The organism is Chordicoccus furentiruminis, assembly GCF_019355395.1.
GTDB classification, from domain to species: Bacteria; Bacillota; Clostridia; order Lachnospirales; family Lachnospiraceae; genus Chordicoccus; species Chordicoccus furentiruminis.
On the sequence record NZ_CP048829.1, the window covers coordinates 1090785 to 1111172 of the forward strand.

Consider the following 20388-nt stretch of genomic DNA (forward strand, 5'->3'; position numbering starts at 1 on the left):
TCTTACATTTAACTATGCGGACGGAACGCTGTCAACCCGGAACGGACGGTTCCTTCCTCCCGGACAAGCCGGAAATCATCTCCCTCCTCCGCAATTACGCGTCGGAAATCAGCCGGCAAAGGCGCCGTCACCGCAACCGGCTCACGGGAGAACGGCTGAAGGAATGTCACCCGCCAGGCGTGAAGCGCCGTGCGCACAAATCCCCGGTTCGCCCGGATCCGCTCCGCCCGCTCCCCGTCCGTGAGTCTCAGCTGGGCGGGATAGGCTTCCATCGTCCGGCCGGTGCACTGCTCCGGCAGAAGAACGCCGCTTCCATAGATCGGATCGCCCAGCAGCGGATGCCCCAGATAGGCCATGTGCACCCGGATCTGATGCGTCCTGCCGGTCTCCAGCGTGAGCGTCAGCAGCGCACAGTCCGCGTACTGTCTGAGCACGCGGTAATGCGTCACCGCCTCCGCTCCATCCGGACGCACCACCCGGCGGATTTTCTCCTCATACTCGCGGCTGATCGGAGCGCGGACCGTCCCCTCCGGATTGGCAAAAACGCCCGACGCCAGCGCCAGATACTGCTTGTTCCGGGATGCGCCGGCCGCAAGATGCGCACAGGCGGTCCGGCTCTTGCCGAAAAGCAGCACACCGCTGGTATCCTTGTCGAGCCGGCCAGCCGGCCGGATCTCATGCGGTTCTCCCCGATCGAGGAAATACTGCGCGAGATAATTGGCCAGCGTATCGGCAAAATGCCCATGGGAAGGATGCACGACCATCCCGGCCGGTTTATCGACCGCGATCACGTCCTCATCCTCGTAAAGCACCGAAAGCGGCCCCCGCGCGGGTATAATCCGGCCCGGTTCCCCGTCCTCAAGCAGAACCGTCAGCGTCTCGCCCGCCGTCAGACGGCGGTTCGCCATCGCAGGCTTCCCGTCCACCGTGATACCGTTCTCCGTCCTGTATTTTGCCCGGGCGAAATCATGAGCGACGAGTCCGAATTCCTTCCGGATCACGTCGCCCACCGTTCGTCCCGTATCCTGCTTACGCGCCGTAAAGACAAGCGCTCTCGCCGCCATCGGAACCTCCTTCTCTTCCGCCGCTCTCAGACCTTACGATCTTTCCCGTCTTTTTCCGCCGCCCGGCTGTTCTCTTCCGTTGCGTCGCCGTTTTCTTCGGTTTCGCCGCCGTTTGCTTCCGGCGCTCCGCCGTTTTCTTCCGGCGTTTCAATATTCTCTCCCGATGTTTCGCCGTTCTCTTCCGTCACTGCGCCGGCCGGCTCCGGAGACTGCGCGGAGCGGTGCACTGTCCGGAGTCCCTCCCGTACAGCGGCTGCGGGCAGCTCCCATCCCAGACCGCGAAGCGTCTCCGCTGCGGTGAGGACAACAGCCGCGTCGCCCGGACGAAGATCATCCGGAATGACAATCTCCCGTCCGCGCCAGAGAAACGGCTGACCCTCCGTTTCCCTCTCCGCCGGCTCCAGAGCGGAAAGATCCGCCTCCGCATAACCTGCATACATCGCGGCGCAGCGGCCTCGGAACAGCCGGTTCGCCTCGGGACTCACCGGATAGCAGACGGCCGTGCAGCCCTGTTTGATGACAGCGGCGTTCGCCTCCGCCGTCTCCATCCGTGATGCCTCCGGATCTTCCGTCCGCTCCGGTCCGAAATCCATGATCAGAACCGCGTCAGGACGGTCGATGACGTTGGTGCTGTCCGTCTCTCCGCCCATGCCAGCCCCAAGGAGCACGATTTCACATCCCTGCTCCGCAAAATACTGAATCGCAAGGGCTGTGGAAAGCTCCGACTCCGTGGGATGCTCTTCCATGGCGTCGGCCAGCACGGCCGTCTCCTCCGTGACATGCGCCAGATCACCGTCCGGGATCGGACAGCCGTCCGTCCGGATCCGCCCGCTGAGCCGGACGGAATCCGACGAAGCCAGCAGCAAACCGGTGGTATAACCGGCGCTGCGGAAAACGGATTCCAGCGCCGTGCAGGCCGGCCCTCTGCCGCTTCCGCCCGCCACATGAACAAACCGAAGCCGGTTCTGCGGATTGCCCATTCTGTGCAGCAGCTCGCGGATCCGGGAAAGGCCGGGGCGCCCGGCCTCCCCGCTGTATGTTCTGATATAAGCGATCGCTTCTTCTGCGTTCATCATTCCGGGTTCCTCCCTGTTCCGGCCGGCATGTCCGGCCCGCTGCAAAAAAAGAAGCCGGACCGGAGAAACCGGTCCGGCTTCCGCATGCTGTGCAACCGCATCATAGCACAGCGCGCTGCCGTTGAACAGCCGTGAACAGGATCCTTACCAGCGCATCGACTCGACCGCCGCCTTCTCCGCGGCGAGCCCGTCCCGATAATGCTTCATGAAAGTCTCGAAGCCTTCGACGTCCTTCGGATCCGGCCTGACCGTCGTCCCGGACTGATGGGCGAAGATCCGCTTCGTCAGGAAGTCCTCGAGCCGTCTCTCCTTCTTTCCGTCGATCATATACGCCGCGAGGAGCGCCATGCCCCACGGGCCGCCTTCGCTGGCCGTATCCATACAGGTCACCGGCGCGTTGACAGCCGCCGCAAGATACCGCTGCCCCACGCCCGGCGTCTTGAAGAAGCCGCCGTGGCCGAGGATCCGGTCGACCCGGACCTTCTCATCCTTCATCAGGATGTCGAGTCCCATCTTGACCGCGCCCAGTGATGTGTAGAGATGAGCCCGCATGAAATTCGCCAGCGTGAAGGAAGCGTCCGGCGTCCTCGCGAAGAGCGGCCGGCCCTCATTGATATGCGTCACGCCCTCACCGGACAGGTAGCCGTAGGCGAGCAGCCCGCCGCAGTCCGGATCGCCGTTCAGGGAATTGGTGTAGAGCTTCGTGTACAGCTCTCCCATATCCGCCGGATGACCCGTCAGCTTCGCGAACTCCCCGAACAGCCCGACCCACGCGTTCAGATCCGATGTGCCGTTGTTCGCGTGGGACATCGCCACCGGAAAGCCGGTCGGCGTCGTGACCATGTCAATCTCGCGGTAGAGACGGCTCAGCTTCTTCTCCAGCACGATCATCGCAAAGGTGGACGTGCCGGCGGATACATTGCCGGTGCGCGGCGCGACGGAGTTGGTCGCCACCATGCCGGTGCCCGCGTCGCCCTCCGGCGGGCAGAGCGGGATGCCCGCCTCGAGCTCGCCTGACGCGTCGAGAAGCGACGCGCCTTCCTCCGTCAGCATCCCGGCCGCCTCGCCCGCGGTCAGAATCTTCGGCAGAATCCCGCGGGTCGTCCAGACATACCCCTTCGGCGCGATCAGCCTGTCAAAGCGTTCCATCATGGATGCGTCATAGTCAAGCGTCTCCGAATCGATCGGGAAGATACCGGCCGCGTCGCCGATCCCCGTGGCTCTCCGCCCGGTCAGCTTCCAGTGCACATACGAAGCCAGCGTAGTGACGAAATCCAGATCCTTCACATGCTCCTCGCCGTCGAGAATGCACTGATAGAGATGGGCGATGGTCCAGCGGAGCGGAATGTTGAAATCAAACAGCTCCGTCAGCTCGTCGGCCGCCTTCTGCGTGTTGCTGTTCCGCCATGTCTGGAACGGAGTCAGCAGCTGCCCTTCCCGGTCAAAGGCCATATAGCCGTGCATCATGGCGCTGATCCCGATCGCGCCGACCCTTGTCAGCCTGACACCGTACTGTGCCTCCGCCTGCTTCTTCATGGACGCGTAGCAGTCGCGGAGTCCGTCGTGGATGTCGGCGAGACTGTAGGTCCAGATCCCGTCGACGAGTGCATTTTCCCAGTCATGAAATCCGACGGCCAGCACGCTTCCGTCATAGTCCGTCAGCACGGCCTTGATTCTTGTCGAACCGAACTCTATTCCGAGGGCGGTCCGTCCCTCTTCGATTGTTTCCTTCGCTCCCATAAGACTCCTTTCCTGTCCTCCTTCTTCCGGCCCGCTTTCCGCCCGCCTCCGGCGGAGCCTGATCCGCTTCTCCGGCTGCGCGGCGGTTCATCCGTCCTTCTCCGCCGTATCCGGTCCTCTGTAAATCCTCTGTCTCCGAAGATCCCAGACCGAATCCCGGTATACCGGCTCGCTCCCGAATAGGCAGCTGCCGTCAAACACCGGCTGCCTGAGCATCTGCATCAGATTCGAGGCGACCTTCCTTCCGAGCTGCTCCTTCGGATGAGGGAAGGATGTGAGCGGCACCCGGCCTACGCCGGCGAGGTACGAATCATCGATTCCGACCACAGAAAGATCCTCGGGCACGCGGATGCCGCGTCTGAGCGCAAGCTCCACAAGCTGATACGCCACCTCGTCGTTGTAGCAGAGGCATGCCGTGCAGTCTCCGAGCCGCTCGAACAGGTAATCGCCGAGATCGCTCAGCTTCGATGTCATCGGCGTATCGACCCATACCACCTGCCGCTGGTGCGTCTCCCCGCCCCCGCTGAGCATCGCGTCCATGTAGCCGGCGTAGCGGAGCGGGCCCTGCCCGTCGTCCGACTTGAAGATGCCGCCGATCCGCCTGTGCCCCGCGTCAAACAGCAGCTGCACCGCCTGACGGGCGACCGACCGGTCGTCGATCCGCACGCAGGGCGCGTCGATCTGGGGATATCGGGCGTTAAAGAAAATCATCGGGATATTTCTCCGCCTGATCTCCTGATACATCTCCAGATTCGGATTCGGCAGCGCGCTCTTCGCCGGCTCCACGATCAGACCGTCCACACTGTCCTTCTCGAGGATCTGCCGGAGCATCTCCCGCTCCCGCGTCACTCTGTTGTCCGTGAACGAGACCTGCATCGCGTAGCCGTTCTTCGAGAGCACCCGCTCGATGCCCTTGAGCGTCGGCGGGAAGATATAGCTCTCGTAAAACGTGCTGAGCACCGCGATGCTCATATACTTCGGCTCACGAACAGGCTGCCGGATCCCGCCGACGTACGTGCCGCTTCCCTGCACCCGGGTGACGATATGCTGCCGCTCCAGCTCGCCGGTAGCGTGACGAACCGTCTGACGGCTGAGTCCGAACCGGTCGCTCAGCTCCTTCTCGCTGGGGAGCCGGTCGCCGCTCTGCAGCAGCCCGCCCGCGATCTCCTGCTTCACCCAGTCGATGATTTTCAGATATTTCGCTTCCTGGTCGGCCATCTTCCCGTCTCACCCTGCTTTTCTCTGTTGCGTCTCCGTTGTCTGTTTCCTTCCGCTCCGTCATCGGCGGTCCTTCAAGCTCTGATTCCCCGCGGGCAGGCACCGGGCGCATCCACCAACGCGCCTGCCCGCCTCTTTCTCAGAACCGTGCGAGATCCTCTTCCGTCGTGTCCTCGCCGATGGTGATCAGCTCGGTATCCGTCAGCTTCGCGAACAGCTCGATGTCCGCCCGCGTCAGCGCGGTCGAGACGACGGAATGATGCGCGCCGCCCGCATAGCACCATGCTGCGGTGCCGATCTCAAAGCTCGGCTTATGACGGTACATGATCCGCGCCACCGGCAGCTTCGGCATCGGCTCCGGCTGCTTCACCAGCTCGATGTCCGCGCAGATGATCCGGAAATGATCGCCGAGATCCACCAGCGTGCACTGGATGCCGTCGCCGGTCACACCGTCGAAGACAAGACGCGCGGGATCGTCCTTCCCGCCGATGCCCAGCGGATGCACCTGGATCTCCGGTCTGGACGCCGCGAACGAAGCCGGCACCTCCAGCATATGGGAGGCAAGCTCGAGCTCGCTGCCCGGCGTCAGATCGTAAGTGTAGTCCTCGATGAAGCCCGTCGCGCCTTCGCGGCCCTCCGCCATCTTCATCAGAACAGCTGAGAACGCGCTGATCTTGTAGTCTCCCTCCGGGCCGAAGCCGATGCCCTCCGCCATCAGGTCCTGCGCTGCAAGACCCGGCAGCTGGCTGAGTCCGTGCAGATCCTGGAACGTATCCGTGAACGCCGTGACACCGTTGGCCCTGATGAATTTTCTGAAGGCGACCTCATAGCGGGCCTGCGTCCGGACGGCCTCGATCTTGTCGGTCGCCATCGTATACCGGCTCTCGTACTCCGCCATCTGCGTGTCGATCTCGGCGTCCGTCACCTCCGCCGCGAGATCCGCGATCTCGCCGATTCCCCAGTACTTGATCTCCCATCCGTATTTGATCTCACACTCGAGACGGTTGCCGTCTGTGACCGCCACGTCGCGCATATTGTTGCCGAACGTCGCGACGCGGGTGCGGCGCGACAGCCCGATCGCCTTCGCCACCTCCGCGAACCGGCGGATCTTCGCCAGCACGTCATCATGCTGGTAGTACCCTGCGACGACCTCATGGCGGATCCCCAGCTTCGCGAGAATGAAGCCGAACTCGCGGTCCCCGTGGGCTGCCTGATTGAGGTTCATGAAATCCATGTCGATTGCGTCATAGGGCAGCCGCTCGTTTGCCTGCGTATGCAGATGCAGCAGCGGCTTCCGGAGCAGCTGAAGGCCCTTGATCCACATCTTGGCCGGCGAGAAGGTATGCATCCATGTGATGACGCCGACGCAGTCGTCGTCCACCATGACCTTCTTCATGTCCTCCACGCAGATCGCGGAGGTCTCCACGGTCGGCAGCAGCTCGACGCGGATCACATCCCCGAGCTTTTCATTCAGAAAATCCGTCATGCGCTGGCAGTCCGCGCGGACGGACGCGAGGCATTCCTCGCCGTAGAGATCCTGACTGCCCGGAATAAAATACAGTTTTTCCATTTTATAATTCCTCCTTATAGGATGGGGAGAAGCGGGCCGCGCGGAAAGCGCCGCAGCTTCCGCCCCTCTGTTTCTGTGAAGACTCTCTTACATCACTTGATGATCTGCAGGGACTGCCGGTCGGCGAAGACCGCGACGAAGATCAGGAACACCACGCCCTGAACGAGCTGCATCGCCTGTGTCGTAAGCCCCATCATGTTGAGCCCGGATGTGAGCACCGTATAGAGAAGCGAACCGATGATCACGTTCAGGAAGCTCGACTTCGCGCCGCCGGAAATCGGCATGCCGCCGAGGACCAGTGCGATCAGGATCTGCGTCTCCAGCTGGTTTCCGCCGGACGCTGTGACCGAGCCGACCTTGATGGCGTTGATGAAGGCGGCGAAGCCCGTGATGGCGCCGGCCAGCACATAGACCAGAAACTTCATCCGGTCCGTGCGGATTCCGGCGTACTTCGCGGCCTTCTCGCCCGCGCCGATCGCCTTCAGCCGGATGCCGAAGCCGGTGAAGCGGAAGGCAAGGAGCCCCAGCACGATGATGATCAGCGTGCAGATCATCTTCAGCGTCTCGTTCATGCCAAGCATCGTCAGCTTGATGTCGCCCATCACCGGCGAGTTGGATGTCATGTACTTGATGATGCCGCGGAACAGGAACATCGTGCAGATCGTGACGATAAAGGACTTGATCTTGCGGTTGACATAGAAGAAGCCGTTCATCGCGCCGATCGCCGCGCCTGTGGCGATCCCGGCCAGAATCGCCAGCGGAATGCTCACTTTCGACACCAGACAGACCACGATCGAGGCCATACCGAGAATCGAGCCCTGCGAAAAGTCGAGTCCGCCCATCGTCATGATGAAGAAGACGCCGGTAGAGGCGATCATCGTCACATACACCTGCGACATCACCAGACTGAACTTGGAAACCATCCGGCCGCCCGTCAGAATATTGAAGACGGTGAAGACCGCGATGAGACCCGCAATCGGAAGCAGCTGGCGGAACAGCATTGCCCTGGAAACCTTTTTCAGTTCTTCCTCGCGGGAGACTGTTTTCGTTGCACTCTTTTCAGCCATGACGTTCCTCCTTACACCATCTTCTCGATCAGGCTGTTCTCATCGAGGTCGCGGTTCCGTTCCAGTTCGCCGCTGATCCGGCCGTCCTTCATGATCAGGATCCGGTCGCACATCCCGATCAGCTCCATCAGCTCCTCGGAGATCATGATGATCGACTTGCCTTCCCTGCGCATCCTGTCCATCAGCTGGTAGATGTCCTGCTTCACCTTGATGTCGATACCGCGGGTCGGACTGTCAAGAACGAGAATGTCGGAATCCTTTCCGATCCAGCGTGCCAGCACCACCTTCTGCTTGTTGCCGCCGGAGAGGTCGGAGACGAACTGGTCCGTATTGACCATCTTCACGGACATCTCCTTCGCGTACCGGTCGGCGAACGCCTTCATCTTTCTTCCGCTCAGGAAGCAGCCGAAGGAGCGCAGTGACCCGAGAGAAGGAAGACAGATGTTGTCGCCGATGCTCTGGTTCATGACGACCGATTCATTGTCCCGGTCCTTCGACGTATAGGCCATGCTGTGCCGGATGGCTGTGGGGATGCTGTCCACCTGCGTCCCGTCGGCCAGCGTCACGCTGCCGGTCCGGTCGAAGGAGGCGCCGAAGCAGGCCTTTCCCACCTCATGCATGCCGGACTCCGAGAGTCCTCCGAAACCGAGAATCTCGCCGCGGTGCAGATCAAAGGAAACATGCTCGATCTGTCCCGGAACCGACACGTCACGGACAGAGAGCACGACATCACGGCTGACAGGTTCGCCGTAGTCCGCGCGGTAGTAGTTGCCGGTGACCTCACGGCCGACCATCAGTCGCTTCAGATCGTCCTCGCTGACGGCCTTCGCGGACACCGTGTCGATGTAGACGCCGTCGCGCAGGATCGTGATCGTATCCGACATCTGAAGCACTTCCTCGAGATCGTGGGAGATGAAGATGATCGTGCCGCCTTCCCCGCGAATCCGCCGCATCACCTTGTAGAGCTCCTCGCGCCCCTCCTGGGAAAGCGCCGTCGTCGTCTCGTCAACCACCACGACCTTCGGCTTGAAATACGTCGCCTTGACGATCTCCACAAGCTTCCGGTCCTCGAAATTGTACTCGTCCACCATCTTGCCGGCCTTGATGCGGCCGAACCCGTACTCGTCGAGCAGCGCCTGCGCCTCTTTGTTCATCGCGTTGGTGTTCTTGATTCCCATATGAACGAACCGTTCCTCGTGACCGAGGAAGATGTTCTCCGCGACGGTCAGGCCGGACAGCGTGCCCAGCTCCTGCACGATGATGGAAACGCCCTCGTTGTTCGCGGCGACCTGGTTCTTCGGGTGAATTTCCTTCCCGTCCAGAATGAAATGGCCGCTGTCAATCGAATAAATGCCGGTCAGCATATTGGTCAGCGTCGACTTGCCGGAGCCGTTCTCTCCGATCAGCGCGTGAATTTCACCCTTGTTGACCGTAAAGGAGACATCCTGCACCGCTTTCGTGATCCCGAAGGTCTTCGAAAGATGCTGAATCTGTAATCTGACTTCACTCATGTCTTTCTCCTCCTTGAATCACTTGACGATTTCGCCCTTGCCGACCTTGGTTGTCAGCGTGACGATGATCAGCAGCGCCAGTCCCGAGATGACATCGTTGACGGCAGTCGGGGCGCCGAGCGCGACAAAACCGTAGTAGATGATCTGCAGGAAGAACTCGCCGATGATGATGGCCGGAATCGGAATGCCGTACTTCTTCAGCGCCAGTCCGAGGAAGCAGCCCATCGTCGGATAGAAGTTGCGGCTCATGGATCCCATGCCGGTTTCCGCCACCATTGAAGAACCGTAGCTGATGGTCAGAATCGCCTCGATTCCGAAAAATGCACCCGAGATGATGAAGGCGATCACCTTGTAGAGGTTGACGTTGATGCCCATATTCTTCGCGACGAACTCATTGGACCCGATCGCGTAGGTATAGGTGCCGATCTTCGTGTAATTCAGAAGCAGATACGCGATCACGAAGGCGGCGGCCGCCAGAATCAGGTCGCCCGGCATCGCGCCGAGGCCCCTCAGATTGGAAGGAAGCGTCGCGGACTGTCCGCCTGCGATGTAGCTGGCGACGGATTCATAGATCAGCGCGAGTCCTGTGGTCACGATCATCGAAGGAATATGAAGCTTCACATAGAAGAATCCGTTCAGCAGACCGACGACAGCGCCTGTGGCGATGCAGCCGAAGATCAGTCCGAAATAGCCAAGCCCGAAGCGGGAAGCCAGCTCCGTGCCGACGATCGCGGACAGCATGATGTTGGCGCCGATGGAAAAGTCGAACATCCCCATCACCATGACGAAATAGAATCCGGCGGCGCCCGCCGAGATCATGAGCGACGACTCGAAGTAGCTGAGCAGATTTTTCGGAGAACCGAAATTGCCGGGCGTGATGATCTTGAATATCGCCCAGGAGACGATCACGAGAAGGATCAGGATCAGAAACCCCATCGTTCTTCCTGAGATCTTCCGGCCCGCCTGTGCACGTTCAGATGAACCCATACCATTTACCTCATTTTTCGATAAGTTGTACGTAACAAGTATGTCCTGAAAGAAGGGCCGGTATCGCCGCGCGATACCGGCCCGGGGAGGATATTCATGAAGAACCTCTGCGGCGGAGCGGGTACGCATCCGCCGCCATGGCTCCTTCTGTCAGATCATTCAGGATGCGACCGACTCGATGTCCGAGCTGACTCCGCTCACCGCGCCGCCGGCCCGCTTCTCCGCGTCCTCGATGGACAGCGACGCCGCCGACTTCGCGAGATCCTCAAAGCTCTCGTTGGAGAGATCGACGATCTCCTGATCCGTGTACGGAAGCTGATCGACGAAGTATTTCTCATACGCCTTGTAGTCGTCCGAGGAAGAGACATACAGATACGGGAAGTTGATCTCGTTGAACGTGCCCGCGAAATCCGTGTAATTGCCCTTGATGGCATTGTAGACCATCAGGAACGCGAACAGCGGATCGCAGTAATGGCCGCCGGACTCGCCGGCCATAGAGCCGTTGGCAAGTCTCTCGCCCAGATCCGGAAGGAAGTCCGTTGACACAACGGAGATGTCCTTCGTCTTTCCGGCTGCTTCCACCGCGGAGATCGCGCCCTGAAGAGGCTCGCCGCCGCCGCCCGCCGGGATCAGCGCATCCAGGTTCGGATCCGCGCTCATCAGAGCGTTGGCCGCCTTCGCGCCGCCCTCGGATGTCGTGCCCGCGTACTGCGGCTCGGACAGCTTCGCCTGATCGTCCGGATGAGCCTCGTTCCACTTGTCCACGCCGGCCTTGTAGCCTTCCCATCTGCCGAGCCATGTCGCGTCGCCCTGCTCCCAGCCGATGAGGCCGATGTCTCTGCATCCCTTGTCAAGCAGGATATTGACGAGCTTCTCGCCGTTCTCCGGCTCATTCTCGTGAACCGCGCCCACATAGTAGTCGGAAGCCTTCGCAAGCTCATAAATATCCTTGCTGTTCTCTTCGCTGATGACACGGAAGAACTGTGCGAGATACACTTTGTTCGCGTTGCAGGTCGCGATGGCGGACTGCATCTCCGAATCAGCCGAGTTGCAGATGATGATGCCCTGACATCCTGCCGCGCAGAGCTGCTCGACGGAAGCCGTCACCTTCTCGGATACATGTCCCTGATCCACATACTGCACGTTGACGCCCAGCGCCTTCGCCGCCTCGTCCAGAATCAGCTTGCACTGGGAACCGAGGACATCCGTGGAGCTCCAGATGGAGACACCGATCGTGATATCCTTGTTGTCGATGCTGCCGTCGGCCGATGCCGTGACGGCCCCGCCCGTCATCAGAGAGCCGATCATCGTGGCGCAGAGAGCTGCGCTGATAAGCCTGCGTTTCATGTAACCCCTCCTTGAAATGGTATCGCCCGCTTTCGCGCCGGCGCCCGGTCACGCGGTTCTTCGTTCCGTACGCTTTCGCTGCGGTTCGCAGAAGTTTTTCAACATGTACGTACGTGTCCGTCCCCTTCGCTATGCGGATTGTCAGATCCGGACGACTCAAAGGCGGGTTTTTGTCTGTTCTGTCAATAACAATCTGCAACCGTCTGAAAAATCCGTCATTATTTCGTCCTTAAAACTGAGTTCACTATAATCCACCGGTCACACGTACGTCAACAGGTAAATACATATTTGTGATGGTTGTCCAGATTATGGATGATCATTTTGTTGAGGTTTTCATCTGTTCCGCTCATTATTTCCACATTCTGTACATATTTGCCCCTTACATTTTGTCTATTCATTCGAAAACCCAGTCATTCCATTCAAATTTGTATAGTACAATTTTCCAGCTTCGATGAGCTGGTCCGTCCCGCCGCCTTCTTACGCCGCCGGACGAATCGCCCGGGACCATGGCGGCCCGTACGGGCACATGGTGATGCAGGCAGGCGCACCAGAAAACCGGGGCCGGCGCAGGCTTTCTGCGCCGGCCCCGGCCGGATCGTGTCTGGTTCCGCTTTTCTTTTGTGCTGTCAGGACGCCTTCGACGCCGGGGATTCCGCCCGGGCCTTCGCGTCCTCTACCGAGAGGCTGGCCGCCGACTTCGCCAGATCTTCCAGACTCTCGCCGGCCAGCGCCTTGATTTCCTCGTCGGAATACGGCAGCTGCGCGACAAAATACGTCTCGTAGGCACTCATGTCATTCGTCTCGATCTGCGGGAACGCGATGTTCCGGATCTTCCCGTCGAAGCCGGAATAACTCCCGTTCAGCGCGTTATAGACCATCAGGAACGCGTAGAGCGGCTCCACGAATTCCCCGTTCCGGTGCGTCTGATAGGCGGTCATCGCGGTTCCGGCGGAAGTTCCCGCCGCTGCAGCGGCTGTTCCGGCCGCGGTCTGATCCGTTCCCGCTGCCGCCGGCGAAGAGGAGGCAGACACCGTGCTCTCCGCCTGAACCGCGGCGCTCTCCGCCCCGCTCTCATCGCTCAGATTCTCCGCGGCGTCCACCGCGCCGATATACCAGGGAGATGTTTCGGCCGCCTGATAAACCGCCCCGTCCGACGGCGAAATCGAACCGACGGCCTGCGCGAGATAGACCCTGCTGTTCCCGCACGCCGTGAGCGCCGTCTCCATCGCGCTGTCGTCCGCCCCGACCATCACGATGCCCTGACAGCCCGAATCGATCAGCATCTGCGGCGCTTCCTGCACGAGGGAGGCCGTATCGCCGTGGTCGCAGTAGTTGACGCTGACATCCAGCACCCGCGCCGCCTCGTCGATCAGCTTCTTCACCTGTGACCCGAAGGTGTCCGTCGAGCTGGAAATCGCGACGCCGATCGTCGTGGTCTTCGCGGAGCTGTCGGTGCTGTCCGCACTGCTCGCCGTCTCCTCGGAGGCCTGTACGCTGAAGCTTCCCAGCAGCGTGCAGGCCGTCACACCGGCCAGAATCAGACTCATTACGTTTCTTCTCATTTCCCGTTTCCTCGTTTTCATGATTGTCCCTATCATAGCACGCGTCCGAATGCCTGCTTCGGAACATTCTGTGATTTTTTCGGCTTCCGCTTCAAAAGCGCCGGCGGAATCTCCGCCGGCCGTTCCTTCAGATCACATAGAACCAGTTCTTCTCCTGATCCAGTTCCCGGCTCTCGACCTGCGCCTCGCCGTCAAAGCGCACGCTGTACTCCTGATTCTTGATCGAAACCTTGGCGCCCGCGGGGACAGAGGACGTGATGAACGCGTTGGCGCCGATCACAGCGCCGCGGCCGATCCTCGTCTCGCCGCCCAGAATCGACGCGCCCGAATAGATCGTGACATTATCCTCGATCGTCGGATGCCGCTTCACGCCGTGCAGCAGCTGTCCCTTTCTGGTGGAAAGCGCGCCGAGCGTCACGCCCTGATAGATCTTGACGTTCTCGCCGATCTCCGTCGTCTCGCCAATCACGATGCCGGTGCCGTGGTCGATAAAGAAGTACCGCCCGATCGTTGCGCCCGGATTGATGTCGATACCGGTAAGCGTATGGGCGGATTCCGTCATCATCCTCGGGATCATCGGCACATCCAGCAGCACAAGCTCATGGGCGATCCGGTAAACCATAATCGCGTAGAGCCCCGGATAGGAAAAGATGATGTCGTCCTTGTTCTCGGCCGCCGGGTCTCCCTCGAACTCAGCCTCCAGGTCCGTCTCGATCAGCGCACGGATCCGCGGAATCCCAGACAGAAACTTCAGGGAAATCTCCTGCGCCCGGGATGTCAGAAAACAGGCTTCCTGACGCTCGTACTCCTTCCTGTAACGGAGCGTCAGCGCGATCTGCCTCGTCAGATTGAAGAGAATATCCTCGACCAGCGTGCTGGTGCTGTTGTCCCTCGTGTAGTATCGGTAGGTCTGCGCCTTGAAAAAACCCGGAAAAATCAGCTTCTGCACCTTCCCGATGATATCCTCGACAACCGCCTTGTCCGGCTGGTTGAAGGTATCCGGGCGGTCGATATACCGGCCCTTCCGGTAATCGGCCAGTATATTGTCCGTGATCGCCCTGATCTGCTCCTTGATATCCGACATGACCTGTCCGTCCTCCCTGCGGTGAAATGTTCCGCGTATCCGTTCGATTATAGCAGATCCCGTGGAAAAAGGGGACTGTTTTACTGTGATTTCGTCCCGTTTCCGACGGCAGTCCGTTCCCGTTCCAGCGCAATCCGAGACCCGGCTGTGGCTCCCGTCCGCTTGCAAGACACGCCCGGATCGCGTATTCTGATGAAAATGCAGCCGCCGTCCCGATCGTCGGAAGCCCGGAACGGCCGCGGCTGCCGACGATCGGGACACAAAGTAAAGGAAAGGCAACCTTATGACGCTTCAGCAGATTCATTACGCGCTGACGATCGCCGAGACCGGCTCGATGAGCAAGGCCGCCGAAAAGCTGTTCATCTCCCAGCCGACGCTGACCGGAGCGATCCGGGATCTGGAGGCGGATCTCGGCATCACGATCTTTCTCCGCTCCTCCCGCGGCATGGCCGTCACCAACGAAGGCGCCGAATTTCTCTCCTACGCGGCGCAGATGCAGCAGATCAGCGACCTGATCGACGAGAAATACCGCGGAGACGGCGGCGTCCGCTACCGCTTTCATGTCTCGGCGCAGCATTACTCCTTCGCGGTGAAGGCCTTCGTCGAGACGGTGCGCGGGCTTGATCCGCGCGGGTATGATCTGGCGATCCGCGAGACGCGCACCCGCGAGGTCATCCGCGACGTGGGGCTGCTCCGCAGTGAAATCGGCGTGCTCTACTTAAGCAGCTTCAACCGGAAAATACTCGAAAAAGCCTTTTCCGAGCAGAGTCTCGTCTTTCACCACCTGATCGACTGCGACGTCTACGCCTATCTCGCGAAAACGCATCCCTGCGCGCGCAAGGCATACGTCAGCCTCGCCGACCTGCTCCCGTACCCCTGCCTCGCCTTCGAGCAGGGCGACGACAGCTCCATCTACTACGCCGAGGAGATGTTTCCGGATTATCCGTATCCTCACCTGATCCACGCCAACGACCGGGCCACGATGCTGAATCTGATGGTCGGGCTCAACGGCTTCACACTCTGCTCAGGCCTTATCTGCGAGGAACTGAACGGCGGCGACTATGTCGCCGTCCCCTTCCGGGACGAGAGCTGCACGCCGGCTCCGATGGAGATCGGCTATCTGACGAAGCGTCAGAGCCGCATGAGCGGAATCGGCCAGGACTACATCCGCCATCTGACAGATTATCTTCACGCGGCCCGTCCGTGATCCTCCGGAACCATCGCTCCGCACCCGTCCCGGCGGACGGTACCGCTGCCGCACCGCCGTCATGATCTGCGCGTTTGTCCTCTGCGCATCCAGCGCAAACGATCCGGCCGCGGCGCACGGCCGGCCGCCAAACGCGCAGCGGTCCGCTCCGCCGGCCGCGCAGAAAATTCCTTACCGTCTCTCTTACTGCCAGCCGTCCGTGCCGTACTGCCCGGCGCCGGACGCGCTGATCATGAACGGATCGATCAGATAGCGCGCGTTCAGCTTCTTGCCGTCCAGATAGCCGTCCAGCATCTCGGCCGCCGCCTGACCCAGCGTAACCGGTGAGGACGCAGCCGTGCCGGCGAGGTATGCATTTCCGTCGGCCATCGCCTTCTTCATATCCGGCGATCCCCCGAATCCGTAGATCTTCAGTCCGTCAAGCCCGGCCTCCTGCGCCGCGTCCGCTGCCCCCAGCGCCATCTGATCATCCCCGGCGATCAGCGCGGTGCAGCCGCTGTACTGTCCGAAAAGCGTCTTCGCCGCCTCCTTCGCGGCGTCCCTCGATCCTCCTCCGTCGCTTTCCCCGGCCACCGTGAACGGAGTTTCCGCCGGCTCGAGCGCCGATTCCGCAAGCGGGTCGGTAAGCCGATCGGTGAAGCCGGCGATCCTCGCCGTGACGGCCGCCGAATCCGGATGGTCCAGGATCAGAACCATTCCACCCGCCGGAATATCCTTCAGGAGCTCCTGTGCCGCCAGCTGCCCCGCCTTGTACTCATTCATGGCGGCGAAAGATGTCAGATACGACATATCCGACACTTCCGTATCGAGCCCGATCACGGGAATCCCGGCGTCAGCGGCCTCCTGAAGCCCGCTGATGACCGAATTTCCGTCCAGCGCCTGCAGAAAGATACCGTCCACCTTCTGCTCCGCCAGCTGGTGAAGCTGGGATGTCTGCTTCGTGCTGTCTCCTCCGGCGTCCATCGTGACGACCGTCACACCGCCCCTGGCTGTGAACCAGTCCGTCAGCGCCTTCAGCTCCGCGCTGTCATAGGAATCCGACGCGTCCGCCAGCGCGAATCCCACTGTCACGCCCCGTCCGCCGCTCGTATCCGCGGCCGCCGTGCACGCCGCCGGCGCTCCAGCGATCAGCGCGGCAGCGGCTGTAGCGGCCGCCGCAGTCCGAACCATCCTTCTCATATTCTTCCTCCTCGTAAAGGCACCGTTTTCATCCATTTCTTTCTATTTTACCCTCTCCCGCTTCTCTCTGCAAAAAATTCCGTCTTCCCTTTTCCGGCATCATGAACTATGATGGGATAGCCACAATATATAGTGTTTGTTCTATTTTATCATTCAACATGTGGTCATCCAAACCGTCGCAGAAAGCGCATCCGGCAAATCCATCCCGGCTGTTTTCACGGGTTTTATGCAGCATCCATCCCCTGAACGCCGGTCAGAATCCGCCTGCCGGGTCGTTTCTCCGGGCTTTCTGTAAACCGATCCATTTATATTATGAGGAGGGAAATGCAATGACCGTACAGGACTGGCTGGGCGAAGAGAACCAGCTCGGAATTGATATCTGGAACCGGAAATACCGCTACCGGAACGAAAGCTTCGACGAATGGATCGACCGCGTCTCCGGCGGAGATAAGGAACTTGCCGGCCTGATCCGGGAGAAGAAGTTTCTGTTCGGCGGCCGGACGCTGTCAAACCGGGGTACGGACCGCTCCGCCTCTTACTCGAACTGCTACTCTCTCGGCTTCGTGGGCGACAGCCTGGACGAGCTGATGCAGGCGGCGACGGATATCGCGAAAACCTTCAAGAGCCAGGGGGGTCAGGGGCTCTCACTCAGCAAAGTGCGCCCGAAGGGCACGCCGATCGCCCACGGTCAGTTCCGGAGCGACGGCATCATTCCCTTCATGGAAATCTACAACCGCGTGACGGAGTCCATCTCCCAGGGCGGATCCCGAAAGGGTGCGCTTCTGATGTCGCTCGATATCTGGCACAGGGAAGCGGAGTCCTTCATCCGGATCAAAAGCGAGGAAGGCCGGATCCAGAAGGCCAACCTTTCCCTCGAGATCGACGATGCGTTCATGGAAGACGTGCGCCGCTACTACGAGACAGGCGAAACGGTCACCCGGACAATCACCCGCACGTACGAAGGCAACACGATTACCTATGAGGTGACGCCGATCCGTCTCTATCAGCTGATGATGGAGAAGGCCTGGGACTGGGGCGAGCCGGGCTGCCTTTTCGTCAATCAGCTCCGGAACCGCAACATGATGGAGAAGGTCGACAGCTACCGGATCGAAACCGTCAACCCTTGCGGCGAGCAGCCGCTCCCGGGCGGCGGGGCCTGCAATCTGGGCAGCCTCAACCTGTCCGCGTTTGTGCATGATCCGTTCACCGGTCATGCTTCATTCGACTTCGATGGATTCCGGAGCGCGGTTACCGTGAGTGTCCGCGCTCTCGACCGGATCATCGACGAGAACCAGAACCACCACGCGCTTCCAATCCAGAAGGAGATGGCGCTCCGCTACCGCAACATCGGCCTCGGCGTCATGGGCCTTTACGATATGCTGGCAAAGCTCGGCATGCGGTACGGCAGCCCGGAGAGCATCGCCTTCAGCGGAAAACTCATGCATGAGATGTTCCGCACGGCCGTGATCGCGAGCAGCCGTCTGGCGGAGATGGCGGGTGCCTTTCCGGGATATGAGCCGGAAGTGCTTGACTCCGCGATCATCAGAGAGCATTTTACCGATGCGGAACTGGAACAGCTCGGAATCCGGAAAAACGGCCTCCGCAACTGCTCGCTTCTGTCGATCGCGCCCGCCGGTTCCATCGGCACAATGCTGAATGTCGCCACCGGCGCGGAGCCGGCCTTCTCGATCTCGTACACGCGGAAGACAGAGTCGCTGAACGGAGAAGAGGACAAGTCCTACACTGTCTTCACCGGTGTCGCGAAGGAATATCTCGATCTGACCGGCGAAAAGAAACTGCCGTCGTACTTTGTGACGGCCGGCGACATCCCATGGAAGGAACGGATCGACATGCAGTCGGAGCTGCAGAAGCACGTGGATACCGGCATCTCATCAACCGTCAATCTGCCGCACGAAGTCACGGTCTCTGACATCGAGCTGCTCTATCTGTACGCGTGGGAGAAGAAGCTGAAAGGCGTCACGATCTTCCGCGACCACTGCCGACGGGCCGGGATTCTCAGCCGCCCGGTGGAGCCGGAGAAACCGAAGCCCGCGTCGGACGCCCCGGCTCCGGACGGAAAGCAGCCGATCCCGCGGGGCGTCATCCTCAAGGCGGACGACCGGTGCATCGGGCTCAAGCGGACGATCACGTCCGGCTGCGGCACGCTGCATGTGGAGGCGTTCTTCACCCCGGACACCGGCGACCTCTACAAAACCTACTTCAGCAAGGGCTCGACCGGCGGCTGCAACTCCTTCATGGTAGGTCTGTCGCGGATGATCTCTCTCGCGGCCCGCGGCGGCGTGCCGTTCGAGGCCATCGTGGACCAGCTTCACTCGACGATCGTCTGCGCGTCCTACGCTGTCCGCGCGGCGACGCGTCAGGACACCAGCAAGGGATCCTGCTGCCCGGTGGCGATCGGCTACGTGCTCGAGGACATGCACCGGGAGGTGCTCGAGGTGCTCGGTCTCAGTAAAAAAGCCGGCACCGCAGTCCGCAACCCGGGCGTGCTCAGAAAAGAGACGTCCCGCGGCGGCGCCGGCGGAACCGGTCTGACCTGTCCGGTCTGCGGAGGCACGCAGCTTGTCTTCACCGGCGGCTGCGTGGAGTGCAAGGCCTGCGGCTGGAGCCAGTGCGGATGACCGTTCAGATCATCCGCCCGAGGACCCGGATCGCTTTTTCGTACTTTTCGATTTCCACATACTCGTTCGGCTTGTGCGCCATGAACGGTTCCCCCGGCCCGAACAGAATGACACTCGTGTCCGGGTCGTTTTCGGCGAGGATGGACGCATCGGTAAAGAAATTGATCCCGGTTGTCTCAAACGGAATCCGTTCCGCGCGCAGGGCCGTCTCAAGCTCTGTCACGAAGGCGTCCCCGGGCGCCGTCTCGATCGCGCGCCTGTAGTTCTCCGCCGCGAGGGAGATCCGGACGTCGCCGTTCGTAGCGGCCTCCGCCTCTGCTGCGGCTTCCTCCGCCTTTTTCAAAATCGCCGTCCTGTCAAGATCCGGTGTGAAACGGATATCCATCCGGATCATGCACCGGTCGGGAACCATATTGGGCGCGACGCCTCCCTCGATCCGCGTGATGATCGCCGTCGACCTTCCGAGCAGTGCGTGCTCATGCTCAGAGACGAAAGCCCGGATCTCATCCGCCTCCCTCAGCCCGAATTCCACGGCGCTCCTCCCCTGCCCGGGGTAGGCGCCGTGGCTCGTCTTTCCGGAAATGTCGAGCCGGAGCCACAGACATCCTTTCTGCGCGGTGCCCGCCTTAAGTCCGGTCGGCTCGCCGATCAGGATCCGTCCGCATCCGGTCATCCCCTCCTCTTTAAGGAGGGCTCTGGCGCCTATTCCGTTCTTCTCCTCGTCGCATGTACCGCAGAAAAAAACAGGATGCCGGAACGGCCGTCCGAGCCGTACCGCTTCGCACAGGGCGAACACCATCGCGCAGAGGCCGCTCTTCATATCGCTGGCTCCGCGCCCGTAGATCCGCCCCCCGGCGACGGTCGGAACCGCCGGATCCGTCCGCCACTCCGAGGCCGCGCCGTACGGCACCGTATCCAGATGGCCGTTCCAGACCACAGTCTCTCCGTCCGTAATGTCTCCGATCCGGGCCGTGACGTTCGCGTGCGTCCCGTCGATCCGGACGGTCCGCGCGTCGATCCCGGCCCGCCGCATATAGTCCGCGAGAAACTCTGCCACTGCACCCTCGTCGTCCCGGCCGTTCACGCTCCGGATCGCGAGAACCTTCATCAGCAGCTCTACCGACTCTGTGCTCACCC

15 protein-coding genes are annotated in these 20388 nt (G+C 60.9%); 2 read left to right on the plus strand and 13 right to left on the minus strand.

Annotation, left to right across the window (positions count from 1 at the left end; genetic code table 11):
• Nucleotides 1-8 precede the first annotated feature (8 nt).
• From G4C92_RS05190 to epsC, 11 genes are all read right to left on the minus strand, one after another.
• Nucleotides 9-1064 carry an RluA family pseudouridine synthase gene (locus tag G4C92_RS05190; RefSeq protein WP_274941523.1) on the minus strand — a complete coding sequence of 352 codons (1056 nt, stop codon included), beginning with the start codon at nt 1062-1064 and terminating at the stop codon, nt 9-11.
• Between the two features lie 26 nt (nt 1065-1090).
• Nucleotides 1091-2140, minus strand: a complete 1050-nt coding sequence (locus tag G4C92_RS05195; RefSeq protein ID WP_274941524.1) for a folylpolyglutamate synthase/dihydrofolate synthase family protein — start codon at nt 2138-2140, stop codon at nt 1091-1093.
• Between the two features lie 144 nt (nt 2141-2284).
• A complete protein-coding gene (locus G4C92_RS05200; RefSeq protein ID WP_274941525.1) occupies nt 2285-3880 on the minus strand; it encodes a xylulokinase in 1596 nt (531 codons plus the stop codon).
• Between the two features lie 87 nt (nt 3881-3967).
• A complete protein-coding gene (locus G4C92_RS05205) occupies nt 3968-5098 on the minus strand; it encodes a GntR family transcriptional regulator (RefSeq protein WP_274941526.1) in 1131 nt (376 codons plus the stop codon).
• Nucleotides 5099-5237: 139 nt separating this feature from the next.
• On the minus strand, nt 5238-6668 hold the full coding sequence (locus G4C92_RS05210; protein ID WP_274941527.1) for an L-arabinose isomerase family protein: 1431 nt from the start codon (nt 6666-6668) through the stop codon (nt 5238-5240).
• Nucleotides 6669-6760: 92 nt separating this feature from the next.
• On the minus strand, nt 6761-7735 hold the full coding sequence (locus G4C92_RS05215; protein WP_274941528.1) for an ABC transporter permease: 975 nt from the start codon (nt 7733-7735) through the stop codon (nt 6761-6763).
• Between the two features lie 11 nt (nt 7736-7746).
• Entirely contained in the window at nt 7747-9246 is a 1500-nt protein-coding gene (locus G4C92_RS05220) for a sugar ABC transporter ATP-binding protein (RefSeq protein WP_274941529.1), read from the minus strand.
• 18 nt (nt 9247-9264) lie between these two features.
• A complete protein-coding gene (locus tag G4C92_RS05225) occupies nt 9265-10233 on the minus strand; it encodes an ABC transporter permease (RefSeq protein ID WP_274941530.1) in 969 nt (322 codons plus the stop codon).
• Nucleotides 10234-10392: 159 nt separating this feature from the next.
• Entirely contained in the window at nt 10393-11526 is a 1134-nt protein-coding gene (locus tag G4C92_RS05230; protein ID WP_408611767.1) for a sugar ABC transporter substrate-binding protein, read from the minus strand.
• Nucleotides 11527-12206: 680 nt separating this feature from the next.
• Nucleotides 12207-13142 (minus strand): type 1 periplasmic-binding domain-containing protein, encoded by a 936-nt coding sequence (locus G4C92_RS05235; protein ID WP_274941532.1) that lies wholly within the window; start codon nt 13140-13142, stop codon nt 12207-12209.
• Between the two features lie 127 nt (nt 13143-13269).
• Nucleotides 13270-14226 carry a serine O-acetyltransferase EpsC gene (gene epsC, locus G4C92_RS05240; RefSeq protein ID WP_274941533.1) on the minus strand — a complete coding sequence of 319 codons (957 nt, stop codon included), beginning with the start codon at nt 14224-14226 and terminating at the stop codon, nt 13270-13272.
• A 283-nt stretch (nt 14227-14509) separates the two neighbouring features.
• Here epsC and G4C92_RS05245 point away from each other — a divergent pair, with 283 nt between their 5' ends.
• Entirely contained in the window at nt 14510-15433 is a 924-nt protein-coding gene (locus G4C92_RS05245; protein WP_274941534.1) for a LysR family transcriptional regulator, read from the plus strand.
• Between the two features lie 183 nt (nt 15434-15616).
• On the opposite strand, the gene G4C92_RS05250 is transcribed toward G4C92_RS05245, so the two are convergent.
• Nucleotides 15617-16612: a substrate-binding domain-containing protein gene (locus G4C92_RS05250; protein WP_274941535.1), complete on the minus strand. Its 996-nt coding sequence runs from the start codon at nt 16610-16612 to the stop codon at nt 15617-15619.
• A 329-nt stretch (nt 16613-16941) separates the two neighbouring features.
• Between G4C92_RS05250 and G4C92_RS05255 the strand changes: the two genes are divergently transcribed.
• Nucleotides 16942-19251, plus strand: coding sequence for an adenosylcobalamin-dependent ribonucleoside-diphosphate reductase (locus G4C92_RS05255; RefSeq protein WP_274941536.1), 2310 nt, complete (start codon nt 16942-16944; stop codon nt 19249-19251).
• A gap of 4 nt (nt 19252-19255) precedes the next feature.
• On the opposite strand, the gene G4C92_RS05260 is transcribed toward G4C92_RS05255, so the two are convergent.
• Nucleotides 19256-20386, minus strand: a complete 1131-nt coding sequence (locus G4C92_RS05260) for a M20 family metallopeptidase (RefSeq protein WP_274941537.1) — start codon at nt 20384-20386, stop codon at nt 19256-19258.
• Nucleotides 20387-20388 lie beyond the last annotated feature (2 nt).